This window comes from Pseudanabaena sp. PCC 7367, assembly GCF_000317065.1.
Taxonomy (GTDB): domain Bacteria; phylum Cyanobacteriota; class Cyanobacteriia; order Pseudanabaenales; family Pseudanabaenaceae; genus Thalassoporum; species Thalassoporum mexicanum.
This window is the reverse complement of record NC_019701.1, coordinates 3,713,034-3,729,729: the sequence shown is the minus strand read 5'-3', so window position 1 is coordinate 3,729,729 and position 16,696 is coordinate 3,713,034. Positions and strand designations below refer to the sequence as shown.

At 46.5% G+C, this 16,696-nt stretch carries 14 protein-coding genes; 8 read left to right on the top strand and 6 right to left on the bottom strand.

The window, feature by feature from the left end; all coding sequences use genetic code 11:
• Positions 1-154 precede the first annotated feature (154 nt).
• Positions 155-493, bottom strand: a complete 339-nt coding sequence (locus PSE7367_RS14815) for a P-II family nitrogen regulator (RefSeq protein WP_015166168.1) — start codon at positions 491-493, stop codon at positions 155-157.
• A 338-nt stretch (positions 494-831) separates the two neighbouring features.
• Between PSE7367_RS14815 and acnB the strand changes: the two genes are divergently transcribed.
• The 6 genes from acnB to PSE7367_RS14785 all read left to right on the top strand — a co-directional run bounded on the left by acnB (position 832) and on the right by PSE7367_RS14785 (position 8,881).
• Positions 832-3,447, top strand: a complete 2,616-nt coding sequence (gene acnB / locus PSE7367_RS14810; protein WP_015166167.1) for a bifunctional aconitate hydratase 2/2-methylisocitrate dehydratase — start codon at positions 832-834, stop codon at positions 3,445-3,447.
• A 369-nt stretch (positions 3,448-3,816) separates the two neighbouring features.
• On the top strand, positions 3,817-4,545 hold the full coding sequence (locus PSE7367_RS14805) for a response regulator transcription factor (RefSeq protein WP_015166166.1): 729 nt from the start codon (positions 3,817-3,819) through the stop codon (positions 4,543-4,545).
• A 248-nt stretch (positions 4,546-4,793) separates the two neighbouring features.
• Positions 4,794-5,705 carry an IS982 family transposase gene (locus PSE7367_RS14800; protein ID WP_015166165.1) on the top strand — a complete coding sequence of 304 codons (912 nt, stop codon included), beginning with the start codon at positions 4,794-4,796 and terminating at the stop codon, positions 5,703-5,705.
• 169 nt (positions 5,706-5,874) lie between these two features.
• The gene (locus PSE7367_RS14795) at positions 5,875-7,278 is read left to right on the top strand and encodes a PAS domain-containing sensor histidine kinase (protein ID WP_015166164.1); all 1,404 of its coding nucleotides are present in this window, start codon (positions 5,875-5,877) and stop codon (positions 7,276-7,278) included.
• A 445-nt stretch (positions 7,279-7,723) separates the two neighbouring features.
• Positions 7,724-8,461, top strand: coding sequence for a metallophosphoesterase family protein (locus PSE7367_RS14790; protein ID WP_015166163.1), 738 nt, complete (start codon positions 7,724-7,726; stop codon positions 8,459-8,461).
• A gap of 153 nt (positions 8,462-8,614) precedes the next feature.
• Positions 8,615-8,881, top strand: coding sequence for a hypothetical protein (locus tag PSE7367_RS14785; protein WP_015166162.1), 267 nt, complete (start codon positions 8,615-8,617; stop codon positions 8,879-8,881).
• A gap of 102 nt (positions 8,882-8,983) precedes the next feature.
• Here PSE7367_RS14785 and aguB read toward each other — a convergent pair whose 3' ends face one another.
• Entirely contained in the window at positions 8,984-9,853 is an 870-nt protein-coding gene (aguB, locus tag PSE7367_RS14780) for an N-carbamoylputrescine amidase (RefSeq protein ID WP_015166161.1), read from the bottom strand.
• Positions 9,854-10,042: 189 nt separating this feature from the next.
• Here aguB and PSE7367_RS14775 point away from each other — a divergent pair, with 189 nt between their 5' ends.
• Positions 10,043-10,681, top strand: coding sequence for a lysophospholipid acyltransferase family protein (locus PSE7367_RS14775; protein ID WP_015166160.1), 639 nt, complete (start codon positions 10,043-10,045; stop codon positions 10,679-10,681).
• Positions 10,682-10,710: 29 nt separating this feature from the next.
• On the opposite strand, the gene PSE7367_RS14770 is transcribed toward PSE7367_RS14775, so the two are convergent.
• Positions 10,711-12,420 carry a tetratricopeptide repeat protein gene (locus PSE7367_RS14770; protein WP_015166159.1) on the bottom strand — a complete coding sequence of 570 codons (1,710 nt, stop codon included), beginning with the start codon at positions 12,418-12,420 and terminating at the stop codon, positions 10,711-10,713.
• 1,547 nt (positions 12,421-13,967) lie between these two features.
• On the opposite strand from PSE7367_RS14770, the gene PSE7367_RS14765 reads away from it, so the two are divergent.
• Complete coding sequence (locus PSE7367_RS14765; RefSeq protein WP_015166158.1) at positions 13,968-14,786, top strand: response regulator transcription factor; 819 nt, start codon at positions 13,968-13,970, stop codon at positions 14,784-14,786.
• A gap of 17 nt (positions 14,787-14,803) precedes the next feature.
• Here the strand turns inward: PSE7367_RS14765 and thyX are convergent, their stop codons facing one another.
• From thyX to PSE7367_RS14750, 3 genes are all read right to left on the bottom strand, one after another.
• Positions 14,804-15,460, bottom strand: coding sequence for an FAD-dependent thymidylate synthase (gene thyX / locus PSE7367_RS14760; RefSeq protein ID WP_015166157.1), 657 nt, complete (start codon positions 15,458-15,460; stop codon positions 14,804-14,806).
• Between the two features lie 21 nt (positions 15,461-15,481).
• Entirely contained in the window at positions 15,482-16,078 is a 597-nt protein-coding gene (locus PSE7367_RS14755; RefSeq protein WP_015166156.1) for a dCTP deaminase/dUTPase family protein, read from the bottom strand.
• A gap of 92 nt (positions 16,079-16,170) precedes the next feature.
• Positions 16,171-16,662, bottom strand: a complete 492-nt coding sequence (locus tag PSE7367_RS14750; RefSeq protein WP_051037993.1) for a hypothetical protein — start codon at positions 16,660-16,662, stop codon at positions 16,171-16,173.
• Between the last annotated feature and the right edge of the window lie 34 nt (positions 16,663-16,696).

Sequence of the window (16,696 nt, the reverse complement as noted above, 5' to 3'; positions counted from 1 at the left end):
AAACTCTTCTAGTTACAAGAACCGAAGAGCAATTAAATATTTGGTTTCTTTGGACAATGCGATATCAATAACCTGTTTATGCACATGTGAGAATCAAGCTCTAAATACCGACAAAATCAAGTATTCAGAGTGTTTTTATCCCGCAAAAGGCTATTTAAACAGCTTCGAGACCTTTTTCACCAGTACGGATACGGATGATCTCATTCACCGGCGAGATAAAGATCTTGCCATCGCCAATTTCACCAGTGCGGGCAGCAGATAGAACCTTCTCGACCACCATATCGACTTGGTTATCCTCGACCACGATTTCTACTTTTAACTTTTGTAGAAATTCTACGGTGTACTCAGAACCGCGATAGCGCTCTGTTTGCCCCTTTTGGCGACCGAAGCCACGTACTTCTGATACAGTCATCCCAACGATGCCTGCATTAACTAGAGCAATTTTGACATCATCTAGCTTGAAAGGACGAATTATTGCCTCAACTTTTTTCAAATTACTCCTCCAGATCCTGTCTAGTTGTTTAACAATTTGTAATTGCTTTACACTTTAGTTAGATGCAAATGTGCAAAACTAAAGTTCTCTTATTTTCTAACTTGTGTTTTGTAGCCAATTCAACCAAAAGCTACGATCGACTTATGGCTCTATGGCAGATGTGAGTGCTGTAAGCTAAATCAGCTCAAACTGTGCAGCTTATGCTACTAGGATGAATACCCTAATGCGATGCATCTGTAATAAATCTTACGGCATCGCAAACTGCTACGCCATAAATTACGCCATAAATATTGTTAGATCTTGAGAATTGTTGAAATTAATTAGGTAGATAAATAGTTATGTCTGACGTGTTATCCGCCTACCGCGAGGAGGCTGCCCAACGGGCAAAACTTGGGATCCCGGCGCTTCCTGTCACTGCTGCTCAGGCTGGGGCAATCTGTGAGTTGTTGAAAAATCCACCTGAGTCGGAAGCAGATTTTTTAATGCATTTGTTGCGCGATCGCATTCCGCCGGGAGTTGATCAGGCGGCCTATGTCAAAGCTGGCTTTTTAACCGCGATCGCCAAGGGGGAAATTAGCTCACCCTTAATCAGTCCCGTTCTGGCCGTAGAGCTATTGGGCACGATGGTAGGTGGATATAATGTGCAGACTCTGGTAGATTTACTTTCCCATCCTGCTCTGGGTGTTGAGGCTGCTAAGGCGTTGAGTAAAACCTTGCTGGTATTTGATGCCTTTAATCAGGTGCAAGAATTAGCTGCTGACAATCAATATGCCAAGCAGGTAATTGACTCTTGGGCAGCGGCGGAATGGTTTACCAACAAACCAGCCCTGGCGGAGGAAATTACCGTTGCGGTTTACAAGGTGGATGGCGAGATTAACACCGACGATCTTTCTCCTGCCGCACAGGCCTTCTCCCGGCCAGATATTCCGCTTCATGCCTTGAGTATGCTGGAGAGCCTTGATCCTGGTGCGATCGACAAAATTGCTGAACTGCGCGCCGCTGGCCACACTGTGGCGTTTGTGGGTGATGTGGTCGGTACTGGTTCATCCCGTAAATCGGCGATCAATTCGCTTCTCTGGCACATTGGCCACGATATTCCCTTTATTCCCAATAAGCGCGCTGGTGGCGTAATTATTGGCGGTGCGATCGCGCCAATTTTCTTTAACACTGCCGAAGATGCTGGTGCTTTGCCGATCCAGTGCGATGTTAGCAAGCTGGAAACGGGCATGATGATCAAAATTCATCCCCATGCTGGCAAAATCACCGATGCCGAATCCGGTGCAGAGTTGGCCAGCTTCACCCTCACCCCAGAGACGATCGCCGATGAGGTGCGTGCTGGTGGCCGGATTCCTTTGATTATTGGCCGTAGCCTCACCGACAAAACCAGGCTCGCGCTCGATCTACCGGTTAGTGATGTCTTCACTCGCCCGATCGCCCCAACGGATACGGGCAAGGGTTACACGTTGGCACAAAAAATGGTGGGACAGGCCTGTGGGGTGGCCGGGGTGCGTCCTGGTACTGCCTGTGAGCCAATCATGACCACGGTGGGATCGCAGGATACCACTGGCCCGATGACCCGCGATGAACTCCAGGAATTAGCCTGTTTGGGCTTCAGTGCCGATCTGGTGATGCAAAGTTTTTGCCATACTGCCGCCTATCCCAAGCCAACCGATGTAAAAACCCACCGCGATCTGCCTGACTTCTTTTCGACCCGTGCTGGGGTGGCCTTACGCCCTGGTGATGGAATTATCCATTCCTGGCTGAATCGGATGTTATTGCCGGATACAGTGGGTACCGGTGGCGATTCCCATACCCGTTTCCCGTTGGGGATTTCGTTCCCGGCAGGTTCCGGCCTGGTGGCGTTTGCCGCCGCCCTGGGGGTGATGCCATTGAATATGCCAGAGTCAGTTCTGGTTAAGTTCAAGGGTGAATTGCAACCCGGTGTCACGCTGCGGGATATTGTCAATGCGATCCCCTATGTGGCGATCCAGAAAGGTTTGCTCACGGTCGAGAAGCAAAATAAAAAGAATGTGTTTTCCGGCCGGATTATGGAGATCGAAGGATTGCCCGATCTCAAGGTGGAACAAGCCTTTGAGCTAACCGATGCCACGGCAGAGCGATCCTGTGCCGGCTGCACGATCAAGCTGAGCCAAGAAACGATCGCGGAGTATTTGCAATCCAATGTAGCACTGCTGAAAAATATGGTGGCGCGGGGCTATCAGGATGCCAAAACGATCATGCGGCGGGTGGCCAAAATGGAGGAATGGTTAGCCAATCCTGTCTTGATGGAGGCTGATGCTGATGCCGAATATGCAGAAGTGATTGAGATTGATTTGAATGAAATCAAAGAACCGATCGTGGCTGCTCCCAATGATCCCGACAATGTGAAGTTGCTCTCGGAGGTCGAGAACGATCGCATTGATGAGGTGTTTATTGGTTCCTGTATGACCAATATTGGCCATTATCGCGCCGCGGCTAAGGTGATGGAGAATGAGCCCCCGGCTGAGGTGCGATTGTGGATTTGCCCACCGACCAGGATGGATGAATATCAACTTAAGGAAGAGGGGGTTTATAGTGCGTTTGCGGCGGCTGGAGCCAGAACTGAGGTGCCTGGTTGCAGCTTGTGTATGGGTAATCAGGCGCGGGTGGCCGATGGGGCAACGGTGATGTCCACCTCGACCCGCAACTTCAACAATCGCATGGGCAAGGGAGCCAGAGTCTATCTGGGATCGGCGGAGTTGTCGGCGGTCTGTGCGCTGTTGGGACGCATTCCCACCGTGGCTGAATATATGGAGATCGTGGCCAACAAGATCAACCCGTTTGCGGGCGATCTCTACCGCTATTTGAACTTCGACCAGATCGCTGGGTTTGAGGATGAAGGGCGAGTAATCCCGCTGGAGGATATGCCCAAGATCGAGGATCTGTTGGGTATGCCCACGGCTGCTGGTAAGTAGATTGATCGCTTTCGACAGTGCGATCGCCATTGATAGGGCGATTACTCAATATTAATTATTAATTTGGGGATCTCATGGTTAATTGCCTGAGATCCTTTCAATTTTCAATCAGCTCCTTAAGAACCAAGAACAACGATCGTCAGATCGTCAGAGCACAATAATATGAGCAGTGGTTTTAAGCATTTTGATGATGAATATTTGCCAAAACCTGTCTCGACAGATGCAAGATCACCAAATCTCATGATTTCTGTATAAACCTATACCTTTAAACCTAAATACAACTTTACTCAGCAACCTACAGTGTTAAAATTAGCGTGGCTCAGCAAACGTAAATAAATTAAATCCACCCGCCATATTTTTACAACAAATATGTTGTCTCCTGAATTAAGTAAAACACAGCCTGGAACATCATTAGGTGCTGTCCTAGTAGTTGAAGACGAAGCGATCATCCGCGAAACGATCGCCCTAGCGCTCAAAGACGAAGGCTACGAAGTTTTGATCGCCGAAGATGGCTACAGTGCCCTGGGAATGACCCAGCGAAATGAGCATATCGATCTAATTGTGCTGGATGTGATGCTGCCCTATGTCAGTGGCTTGGATCTATGCCGGATTATTCGCAAAGATGGTAGCAATCTTCCAGTGCTGATGGTTAGCGCCAAGGGTACAGAAGGCGATCGGATTGTTGGCCTGGAAGTCGGTGCCGATGATTACTTAAGCAAGCCATTTGGTATCCGCGAGTTAGTAGCACGTTGCAATGCACTGATGCGGCGGCGGCGATTGAATTATCAAGCCCAGGAACCGAGCGTGCTCAGGGTTGGTGATATTACCATGTATCCCCAGGAATGTCGGGTGATGGTGCGTGGTGGAGAGGTGAATCTCTCGCCCAAGGAGTTTCGGATTCTAGAATTGTTCATGAGCCATCCCCGACGGGTGTGGTCGCGGGAGCAGTTATTGGAAAAAGTGTGGGGTGCGGATTTTGTGGGTGATAGCAAAACCGTGGATGTACATATTCGCTGGTTGCGTGAGAAGCTAGAAGCAGAACCAAGTGAGCCCAAATATTTGGTGACGGTGCGTGGTTTTGGCTATCGTTTGGGTTAAGGCTTAGATTTAGCTAATCTTATCTTAATTTAGTTAGTTTCAAGTTAAGCTGGGGCTCAGGTTTGCATAATATACTGCGGCTCAGCCATTAATTAAAATTAAAATGACTTGAGTTTTAGAAGTTTTAGATAGGTGTGAGCCCGATCGAGTCTATGCATAGTAGTTACGTTGGTTACACGTGAGTTCGACGGAGTAGAAAAAGAGACAAGAAAGGCTGAGACTGTTATTGAAGAACTCAAATCTCAGCTATGGCTAAAATTGTATCTCACCTAGATGTAACGCAGATTTTTTGTGATGTAGACGACTTTTGCCAGCAATTTGAACGTCATTGTCAGCAATATCCTCAACTACCGTCAATCCTACGCGAGAAACGCAGTCGCTCACGTATGAGTTTGAGTGAAGTAATGACCATAGTTATTGCCTTCCACGGTTCAGGATTTCGTACCTTTAAGGATTTCTACACACTGTGTGTTGTCCCTCACTGGCACAAAGCGTTTCCCAACTTAGTTAGCTATAACCGTTTCGTTGAATTGATGCCCTGGACATTGATGTTGCTGTGCTGTTTTTTACACACTCGCCAAGGTGAAATAACCGGGATTAGCTTCATTGATTCAACACCTATTGAGGTATGTCATCCCTGCCGTTCCAAGAGCCATCGTGTGTTTGAGGGATTAGTGGGCTGGGGCAAGAATTCTATGAGTTGGCACTATGGCTTTAAATTGCATTTAATTATCAACGAGAGAGGTGAACTACTTGCCTTTAAGCTTACTGCGGGTAATGTTGATGACCGTAAACCAGTGCCAGACTTGGCCAAAGACCTAATTGGCAAGTTATTTGGTGACCGAGGCTATATCTCTCAACCCTTGTTTGAAAAGCTCTTTGAGCAAGGTCTGCAACTAATTACTCGCTACAAGAAAAACATGAAACAGAAATTGGTCAAATTAATCGACAAAATTCTCTTGCGCAAGCGCTCCTTAATTGAAACTGTCAATGACCAGTTAAAAAATATTTCTCAAATCGAGCATTCCAGGCACCGCAGCGTCTGGAATTTCTTGGTTAATCTCTTTGCTGGCTTGACGGCTTATACTTATTTACCTAAAAAGCCTTCTATAGATTTGCAGCATAAAGGCTTGCCTGCTCTACCTCCTGCTATGTTTTAAACTCGTCGAACTGACGTTGGTTACGTTGGTGTGATCGCCCTGGCATAATGAATTCAACAGGTTTGGCCATAATCATCACCACTTAGCTTTTAAGCGCTAGATCAGAGGCTGTAGCAGTTTAGAGCTTTAGAGCGCGAGAATCAACCAGAAATCTACAGGGGACTAAGCCGTGGCACTGGTATGGTTTGGATTGGGCTTTGGCTCATGTCTGGTATGGGTAATTGCCCTGCGGGTCTGGGCTAGAAGGCTTCATAGTAATAATAGATTAAAAAATAGTAGGAAGGGTTGGCGATCGATTGCCAGGTTGTTTAGCGATCGCCACAGTTCTAGTGCCGATTTTGGCGATCTAAATGGCCTGAGTGAACAACCCCTTTCCCCCTTGGCAACTCTTACCCTGGCCTGGCAACTGGATCAAATTAATAATAATGAGCAAGTAGCACCGCCTGTCGATCGCAAAACCAGCCATTTGCAGGCACAGCAAAATAACTGGCAGCAAATAATTAACCAAGTGCCGCTGGGCTATATCCAGGTTGATGAAGAGAACCGCCTGGTATTTTGCAATCATCCGGCCTGTGGTTTGTTGGGTATTCCTAATTGTCTGGAATCTGCCACCAATCGCCGTTTCCTGTTGCAACTGGTGCGCTCCTATGAGTTGGATCAACTAATTCAAAAAACCCGTGACGATCGCCAGAATCATAATGCCGAGTGGGTGTTTCATTGGGTTGAGCCAGATCCACTTAACCCCCATCAGCGGCAGGATATTCCGCTCCAGGGTTATAGTTTTCCCTTGGCCGACGGGCATATTGGCATTTTTATCCAAGATTGCACCGAAAAAGTTACCCTAATTCAACAGCGCGATCGCTGGGCTTCGGATGTGGCACATGAACTAAAAACGCCACTCACTTCAATCAGATTGGTAGCAGAAACACTCCAGGCCAGAATCGAGCCAGACTTGAGGATTTGGATCGATCGATTGCTCGATGAAATATTGCGTTTAAGTAATTTAGTGCAAGATTTGCTAGATCTGGGTCAGACTGACATTGGTATGCCGCTGAAATTAAATATTCAAACCATCGATCTGGTGCAACTGATCAAATCAGCCTGGAGTAGTCTGGAGCCACTGGCTCAAAAGCAACGAGTTCGATTGGAATATCAGGGCATAGAGCAAATAGAGCTTGAAGCGGATCAATCGCGGATTTTTCGCCTGTTCCTCAACCTGCTGGACAACGCGATTAAATATAGCCCGGCGCTGCAAATTATTTTGGTGGTGGTAGAGCTAGTGGAAACAGACCAACAGGTATTGATTCAAGTGATTGATTCGGGGCCTGGGTTTCCGGCCGAGTCTCTGCCCCATGTATTCGATCGCTTCTATCGAGTCGATCAATCGCGCGCACGTCACATGAATGAAAAAGGCGGGAGTGGTTTGGGCTTGGCGATCGCCCGTCAGATTGTCCAAACCCACCACGGTAAAATCACCGTTAGCAACGATCCAGACACTGGGGGGGCTTGTATTGAGGTGAGGCTACCGCTACATCATGCCAGTAATGTCCTGACTCAGAACAGTTTAAATTGACTTAAATTGACTACCTGACTACCTAGCAATTCAAGCCAAAAGGTGGTTATGGGTAGCTTAGCAACATGGCACAATAAGCCGAAAGGCTCATGTATATTTATGGCATCTAGCTTACAATACAGGCGCTTTCGTCCGGTCTAGATAGGGCAGCTAGTTATATTACGACTACAATAAAGATATTGGTTACTAATCTTTGGTTACTAACCTGGGGATGGTAGCATCAGAAGCAAAAATGTAAATGCAATGTCAATTAACATCAATGGTAGTTAGTAGTAGCTCTAATTTCCTAGTCATTTACTGATTTACTGATGTGCTAATGTGTGAGACTGACATGCCAGCTAATTGATACGTTTAATACGTTGATTTGATTGGCTTAACGCCACATTAATAACACGAATAAAAGCATTGCTGGTATAGTAGACATTTGAGTCTGGGGAAGTAGATCTTGAGCCGATACGTTATAGGGGATGTTCACGGTCAGTACGATGGGTTGATGCAACTGCTAGAGGAGTGCGACCTGAATGCTGACGATACGTTATACTTCCTTGGCGATCTAATCGATCGTGGCTCAAAAAGCTCAGAGGTAGTTGAATGGGTAATTAATAATAACCACGCCTGCATTAGGGGTAATCACGAGCAGATGTGCATTGAGGCATTTGATGCTCCAGAGACCTCGATGTTGTGGCAGGGATGGTTAGCCAATGGCGGTGCAGCGACATTAGAAAGTTACGGCGATGCGGATCTGCTGACCAAGCACCTGCAATGGATGCGCCAGTTGCCGCTATATATGGACTTGGACACCTATTGGTTAGTCCATGCCGGGGTTGATCCTAACCTGACGATCGAGGATCAAACTTCCTTAGAATTTTGTTGGATTCGTGAGCCTTTCCATTGCAGTCCCAACCGATATTTTAGTGATAAGACCATTATTACTGGTCATACAATTACCTTTGTGTTCCCTGGTGTACATCCGGGGCAGATTGCCCAGGGACCTGGCTGGCTTGGCATCGACACTGGTGCATATCATCCTAAGAGCGGTTGGCTCAGTGCCCTCAACCTCGATACCCAGGTGGTACATCAATATAATGTCTACCATCGCAATGGGCGATCGTTGCCCCTGGATACCCTAACGGTGCCAATCAAACTACCAACATTTAGGCGCAAAACTAGTAGTCGTCGCTAAGACTAGTTGACTGATTCCAGGCATAAAGCATTTGCCGTGATTGAGATCACTAAAATCCATATATTTATTCACAAACATGCCGATGCTTTCGTAGTTAAAATGTTAGCAAGAACCAATTTATATGTGTTGCTAACTGGATGAGAGCAAAAGCTCATGAATAATCATTTAATTCCATCTCATAGTGTTTCCCACTTCAAGTTTTGGCGCAATGGTGTATTGCGTGAAGGCATTACCTACAACAATGAAATCTATGGGCTGGTGGATTGTTTTGATCTGAGCGATCGCCATATTGCCTCCCGGATCTTGCACAATCTAAATCAGCAGAATGTGCCGGCGGTCATCACGATCGGCAGCCGGCAGCCGCTATCAACTCTGGAAAAGCCTGCGCAGTCAATATTGGCAATCATCTCAACCGAGTAACTCTAACCTAGATACAGCTCCTTTAATTAATCAAACAAATATCGATCGCTATCAGGTAGCCTAGTGTGGTCTCACGCAATATATCGCTCAAACCTAATATAGCTATGTTTCTCCATCAGCCGTCACCAGAATTGAATAGAGTTCAGGGCGGCGATCGCGGAAAAACCCAAACGAGGCACGATCGCGCCTAATTTGGGCAAAGTCAAAACTGGCATATCCCACCCCCTCCTTGTGGGCTCCTAGTTGCGCCACAATGTCGCCACGATGGTTGGCAATAAAAGAATGCCCATAAAAAAATTGATTTTCAGCTTCCCGACCAATTCTGTTTGCGGCTGCCACCGGCACAATATTACTCACCGCATGACCCACCATTGCCCTTTGCCAGGGGCCTCTGGTGTCTAGATCGGGCTCATCTGGCTCCGAGCCGATCGCCGTAGGATACAGCAAAATATCCGCCCCCTGCATCACCATTGCCCTAGCGCATTCCGGAAACCATTGATCCCAGCAAATACCCACACCCACCTTACCAAACACGGTTGGCCACACCTTGAAACCGCTATTGCCCGGTCGAAAATAAAATTTTTCCTCATAGCCAGGCCCGTCTGGAATATGGCTTTTGCGGTAAATGCCCAGAATTTCGCCAGTGGCATCGATCGTGGCGACGCTGTTGTAGTAGGCTTGTCCTGCCTGTTCAAAAAAAGGGACTGGAATCACGGCATTGAGTTTATCGGCGATCGCCTGGAAATGCTTAACTGTAGGATGTTCGGCGGCAGGCTTAGCCCAAGCAAAAAATTCATCCCGCTCTAGATTACAAAAATACTTACCTTCAAATAGTTCTGGGATTAAGATAATGTTTGCGCCATTGCCACTGGCTTCGATCGCTAAGTCGATGATTTTGGCAATATTGTCGTGGCGATCGCCATTTAATTTGGCTTGCAAGACGGCAACTTTGACAGGCTGCGATTGGGGCATAGTATAGGTTAGTTATTTTTAATTAATACAATCTCAGCGCTACTTTAAGTTCCATTTGGCCTGGGGCTATGCCAAATTTATTCATCAAGTTTTAGACGAATAGCGATGATTTAGAATCCTAATCCCCTGCTTGGACTCCCGTTATTTTAAAATACAAAAGCAGTCCCAGTAACCCCGCCATAAGAATTAATGTCCCAAGCGCGTGAACCCTTTGCCAGCCTTTTGCTCTACCACCTGTTTAAATGGTCGGTGGTTAGCCCCATGCTCCATGCTTATTTTCGGGGGCGTATCTATGGTGTGGAAAATGTGCCACAAACGGGGGCTCTGGTGGTAGTTAGTAATCATGCCAGCCATTTCGACCCGCCGATCGTCTCCAATTGTGTTGGCCGCCCGGTGTCGTTTATGGCGAAGGAAGAATTGTTTAAGGTGCCAGTTTTGAGCAGTGCGATCCGGCTCTATGGTGCATATCCAGTCAAACGTGGCGCTAGCGATCGCAGTGCAATTAAATCTGCCTTGGCTTCCCTGGCAGATGGTTGGGCGACGGGAGTGTTTTTGCAGGGCACCCGCACCAAGGATGGCCGGATCAATGATCCCAAGTTGGGGGCAGCGCTGATCGCGGCGAAGGCCAATGCACCAATTTTGCCAGTGAGTTTGTGGGGCAGTGAAAAAGTTTTAACTAGTGGCAGCAGTTTCCCCCGTCCCTATCCGATTACGGTCAGGATTGGTGAGGTATTGCCAGCACCAGCATCAAGCAGTCGGGCTGATCTGGAAGCCACTACGGCAAAATGTGCGGCGGTGATTAATGCCATGCATGACCTGGGAAGATGATTGAATAGATGATTGAATAATAGTTAAAACTAAAGTTGATCAAGAATATTGTTAATATCCTCGATCTCATCGATCGGCTCATCCCCCACCTCTCCTTCAGGCTTTTTAATTAAATGCGGAAAATGCTCATCTTGTAGTTTGGCCACCGTATGCACCAATAATTCTGCCACCTCCTGCACCTGTCCCGCTTCGGCCAGCGACAGCACCAACGCCGCCAGCGCCTTCACTTTTTCCATTGAATCTTCGAGGGCTTGTACCTGCTGCAAATTCTGGTCATATTGCCGATCGCCATCGTTATTACTAGTCGCTTCGATCGATAATTCTGTGAGCGCTGAGAGCAATAGAAATTCATTTTTGACCTTTTGGAAGCTAGCGATCGCTCGCCGCAACAATTCGATCGCCTGGTCATATTGCCCCGCATCTGCACTACGCACCGCAATTTCAGCCAATGCCTTAGTTTTGCTCAATGGCGATTCAATACTTCGCGCCACCCGGATCGCCTTATCAAACTGGCGATATTCGGCTAAATGGGTAGCAATTTCTTGCAAGCTATAGGACACCGAGGCATCTTCATTGACAAATGGCGTAGTTTGGATAATTGTTTCCTGTTCTTCCACCATTGGCATATTGGCAACAGCTTCCGCCTGGTTGATTTGGCGCAGCAGTTGAGCGATCGCCAGCGCCATTTCAAATTGTCCCGACTGTGCTGCCTGGACTGAGAGTCTTGCCAGGGCAGTTTTACGAGCCTGGGCATCCGTAATCGTTTTAATTACCGCAATTGCCCGATCGCCTTCATCTAACTGAACCAGCTTCAGGGCAATTTGTTCAAGGGTGGATATTTTGCGATCCACCTCCAGGATTGCATTGGCAGCCTCGATCGCCATGTCATAGTTGTGATCGGCCAGAAACGCAATCACAATATCGGTCAATGCATCTGCCTGCCGCGATCGTTCTTCAATTCTGCTAGCAATATCGATCGCCTGATCATATAAACCAGCATCGATCGTAATTGCCGCCAATGACCTAAGCATGCGGGCTTTGATCGTTGGATCTTCCACCGCTTGCGCCACAGTCTGTGCTTGGGCATATTGCTTTGCCTCCGCCAGTTTCACCACCATTTCTTCGAGGGCATAGGCACGGCGCGATCCCGCCTCGATCGACTGAGCCACCGCGATCGCCCGATCGTATTGCTTCGTTTCTGCCAACTTAATCGCAATCTTTTCCAGGGCCACCGACTTGATTATTCCATCAATCAATCGTTCACAGCATTGCATTGCCTGATCACAGCGATCGCTGGCCACAAGCTCATCCACAATCATTGCCAATGCCTCATCCCGCTTACCAGGGTTGGTAATTTTGGCAATTAATCCAAACATGGGTTCTAATTTGCCGCGCTGGGCTTGATGGAAAGCAATTTGGGCAAAGGTTGCTTCCCGTTGATCGGCTCTGGGAATCGCCGCCGCGATCGCTGTTGCCTGCTCATCTTCGTCAAACTGGGTTAGCTGAATTGCAATCGTGGCCGCTTTGGTATTTTCAATATCCCACTTGGTCAACTCGCGCAACGAGGCATCTTCGATCGTAGCCACCGCCTGAATCGATCGCTGCAATATTTCCGCTGCCGGTGCTGCCAGCCCCCCTTTTGCTGACTCGATCGCCAGCTCAGCCAGCGCTTCTGCCCTTTGATAGGCATCGGCGATCGCCAGAATTTTCTCTAGGGTCTGATCTATGGGCTGCGCCACTATGGGTATCCTCCCACCTTAAGTTACTTTCCTTGGTTCAATTACTGGGGTTCAATTACTGGGGTTCAATTACTGGGTTAGGTTTGTACAATTCTATAGCATTACTTATTCAAGGCTTGGTGATGGATTTAGCATCAGAGCTGGAAGGCATGACACCCGCAAACCATATTAATTCCCCAGAGATTTTTCCCGTAAACTAACCTTGATCAGGTTTTCTTACAATCGCAAATAATGTGACCATGAATCCTTGATCGCAGTTTCGTTTAACCACAGTTTGTTAATTCTTTCCTGCTATTTGCTATGCTCCCACAACTTGGCAGGTAAAATAATTGGTAATGATATATAAGTTTGGTAATGGTATAGAAGTAAGGTCTTTTAGTAAATAGGTTTTGAGCCATTCTTGCCCTCTCATCACCGCATATTCTTACTTCTGCAAGACCGCCAGATAATCAAATGCTGCTCAAGCAAAATTCTTGTAAAATAGCGATCGCTTAGCTGTAATGATTAAATTAGCTATGCCGATCTTGTGCCATAGCTGGTTTGAGAGTTTGAAAGAATGTTAGTTGTCTAATATCTCGGTATAAACTAATTAGCTGATTAAATGACTTGAAATAGCAAAAACACAATTAAATTAGGTCGCTCCATTTAATTGTTTAAGCTGCAGAGAATTGCTACCATTTGCATAGTTAAGGCATGATCAAACTAGATCTATCCTATTGATTGGTCAGGTTATCGCTTTGGTTAGTTTTAGGGAATTGGCAAGGACTAAAGGCATCCCAATTCAAATATTAAAGTGTAAAAGCAGACGCTTTAAACCAGTTCGATCGCTAACCTTGATCCCCTGGCTATTCGGTAAGCTGGTTGTGATAAGCCCCTTGCAGCTCGTTTTAGCCATCAACTAGCCGTCAGCGCCTGGATTTTCTAATCTAAATCAATTAATTAAATTTGCGATTCTAAATTTCTAGGTCTGGTCTGCTTGATAATTCGATTTAATAATTCGATCGACAAAGTTTAAGTAGTAAAGTTTTTGGGGAAGATGGTTAACGTTTGGTTAAATCAGCTTAAATCAGCAATCAATTCATTGTGCTTTTCGCCTTTATTATTGGCCTAAGTATTGCTAGTTACAAAAAATCTGCTTTGAATTGGTTACTATTGGGGCTTGCTGCTGTAAATTTGTGTTGCTATAAATTTGTTAACAACAACCAGTATGGTTTAGCTGGATTAGCAGATTAGATCTTGTTGGATCTAGGTAACCTACTTAGATCTTCAATCAATTATTACTGCATCAGTATTAAAGAGTTTTCGGGCAGCTAGAAAATGGATTCTGTTAAGTCGGCCTAGTTTAATTAGTTATTTTACTAATTGCTCTTGCCAGGATCGCTTCTGTGAATTGACTTGGATTTACCCCCATAGCTGTCATAACTAATAGAGTTTTGTCCTTCCCTCATGAATTTAAGTCTTGACCACCATTCAGTCATATTCGGCTGGAGCATTGGGTTTAACCGTATTGCGTAATCTCGCATCAAACTTCACAGGAGTGTGTTATTTTGACCCCAGTAAGCATATTGATAGTTGAAGGTAATCCTAATCTTAGTTCTTTGCTGGGCTGGCGCTTGCAGCAGCTTGGCTATTCAGTAGTCCAGACTTCCAGCTATCAAAAGGCCAAAATCGCTTTTGCAAAGCAACAACCTAGCCTGGTCATACTTAATACCGAATTGCCTGATGGAGATGGGCTAGAGCTATGTAGCTGGATTCATCGCCAGAAAAAGGCGCTCATCTTTTTAATCTCTTCTCGCACCAATGAGCTGGATATTGTCGCTGGGCTACGCACTGGTGCTGATGATTATTTAACTAAGCCATTTGGAATCGAAGAATTTTTGGCTCGCGTCGAAGCTCTAACCCGCCGGATTCGATCGACACCAGCACCGGCCTATCTTGACTATGGTGCATTGAAAGTGGACTTAATTCAGCGCCAGGTTCGGTTTAAGGGGAATATTATTGATCTTACGCCACAGGAATTTAGTCTGTTGTATGTGCTGGTGCAGGCAGATGGCACTGCGATCACCCGGGCTGAGCTATTGCAACGAGCCTGGCCAGATGAAATCAATAATCCTCGCACTGTGGATACCCATGTGTTGTCTTTGCGCAAAAAGATGAAAATGCATCCACAACAGCCAGACTTAATCCAAACGATTCGGAATGTAGGCTATCGCTTTAATTTGGAAGCTCTGGGGTTGGCTAATGTTCCTAACCAGGATCATAACGAGCATAGTCATGGTGCAAGTGCAGCCAATCGCTCCAGTGAGAACCATATTTTGCAGAGTGTGAAGCGGGATTTTCCAGCTAGACAGTTTGCCAGAAGCTAGGAATCTAGAATCTAGGCTTACTCCTCTCGCCAACCACATGCTAATGCCACATTTGGACATTCTTCGGTCAAGATCCGTTTGATCTCCAGAGCGATCATGCGATGTTCTTTCTGGGTGCCCTGCTCACTTCTGAGATCGACATAATGAATCCAGTTACGCAAATTATTTTTCATATATAAGGTGGTTTGTGTTGCCATGGGCAGCACCATTCTGGCTGACTCCTTGGCGATCCCCTGTTCGAGTAATTTTTCATAGAGAGCAAAGGTAGCCTGGAAATGCTGGTCTACCAATTTTTTTGTCAACCCATATTCACCAGAAGCAGGATCGATTTCAAAACTATTCTGGCGATTTTTGTTGTCCTGTAGCCTTGGTTCAAATTCCTCTACTGCGGTTGATTGGGCATATCGCTGGCTAAATTCTTGGAAATTGGCGCTGCGATGGCGCAGGATTTGGGCGGCGATCGCCCTGGAGGTTTGGATTTCAAAGCAAAAGTCCACCATCTCAAACGGTGACCAATGCTTATACTTAATCAGGAATTTAATTAGTTTCGGTGCTGTTTCCGTGTTCATTTGATTGGTCGGATTGGAAACCCTGGCCGTATAAACGACAAACTCTTCTGGGGTAAGCGATTCTGCAACGAGCGGTAAAGTTTTGGAAACAAGCGTGACTTTCATTTTAATCCCAGTTAATCCCAGCTAAATACCTGTACTGCCGAACCCATCGCTGCTACGTGCTGAATCCGGTAAGCGATCGACGATTTCTACTTTAAACCCTTTTAGGTGCGGATCGACTAATTGAAAAAGCCGCGCCAATTTGGGGATAATGGGGGTTGAATCCTCGGAAATATATGGACTGCTGAAAGGTTCTGGTAGTGCCGCTTGTTTCTTCGCTACATCCGATTGCTCTCGTTCCGATTTTGATAAATCAAGACTAGGCCGCAGTAAAGAAGCTACCTTATTTAAATAATTTGGCGTAACTTCGATCGGCACTTTGATTTCACCCCGATAGCCCGCATCAATTACACCGGGGCTATTCACCTGGCGGAATGGTGTTTTATAAATACTGCTGCGGGGGGTGAGAAATAAACCGATTGGATCGCCCTGGGCATCTTCAGCATAGATACTAATCTGAAACCCAATTAACTTAATCAAGTCCGAGCCGGAATGCTGGCCAAATTCAACTTTTTCCGGCATGAGCAGATCAAACCCTGCATCACCAAGGTGGTTGAAATCATGGTTTTCATATAGCTGTTTAACCGCTGCGTTGGCTGGCTTGATATATAGGTTGATCAAGGTGGCTTAATTTCCGATCGCTAGGATTATGCGCATAAGATGAGTTTCCCATTGTTGATCGAAAAACAGCCAGATCGGCTGCAATTAAAGGCTCATTTTATGATCAGGTCATAGATTGGTTGATTGGTTAAACATCGCCAGTGACATTCAAATAGGTTCGGCTGCTGCACATCGATCGAAGCAATGGCAGGCTCAGCCGGGAATGGAATCAGGCGATCGAAACCGATTTTGTGGTGATCTTTGCCCACTTGATTAGGCGTGAACTCTAAAGTTGAGTCAACAACTGAAGAAACCAGGTCAAACTGGAGCAGATAAACTGCTGGTGGTGCATGGAGATCGCTGAGCATGTTCTGCGCCAAGCGATAGAGGGGTTGGCGATCGTAATCCTTCAGATGAAATGGCTGTTGGTATTTGCCCTGCTGATCACGGCTGATTACCTCGCCATAGAGTGGCCCCCTGGCCGTCCAGACGATCGGTAGCCACAGCTCCCCTGCCGCTGAAATAACTACCCTGGGGCGATCGAGTGCTTCTACCCAGGCTCGCCGCCGTTCTAGATCTGCGCAAGCCGCAACAATATCTAACATTCAGTCATTCAGTTGTAAATTGAGGTTTGGCTAT

Bases quoted from the DNA above. Each gene is read 5' to 3' on its own strand.
- PSE7367_RS14785 (WP_015166162.1), top strand. From the start codon at position 8,615: ATGAATAATCATTTAATTCCATCTCATAGTGTTTCCCACTTCAAGTTT.
- PSE7367_RS14750 (WP_051037993.1), bottom strand. From the start codon at position 16,662: ATGTTAGATATTGTTGCGGCTTGCGCAGATCTAGAACGGCGGCGAGCC.
- thyX (WP_015166157.1), bottom strand. From the start codon at position 15,460: ATGAAAGTCACGCTTGTTTCCAAAACTTTACCGCTCGTTGCAGAATCG.
- PSE7367_RS14775 (WP_015166160.1), top strand. From the start codon at position 10,043: ATGTCCCAAGCGCGTGAACCCTTTGCCAGCCTTTTGCTCTACCACCTG.
- PSE7367_RS14805 (WP_015166166.1), top strand. From the start codon at position 3,817: ATGTTGTCTCCTGAATTAAGTAAAACACAGCCTGGAACATCATTAGGT.
- PSE7367_RS14800 (WP_015166165.1), top strand. From the start codon at position 4,794: ATGGCTAAAATTGTATCTCACCTAGATGTAACGCAGATTTTTTGTGAT.
- acnB (WP_015166167.1), top strand. From the start codon at position 832: ATGTCTGACGTGTTATCCGCCTACCGCGAGGAGGCTGCCCAACGGGCA.
- aguB (WP_015166161.1), bottom strand. From the start codon at position 9,853: ATGCCCCAATCGCAGCCTGTCAAAGTTGCCGTCTTGCAAGCCAAATTA.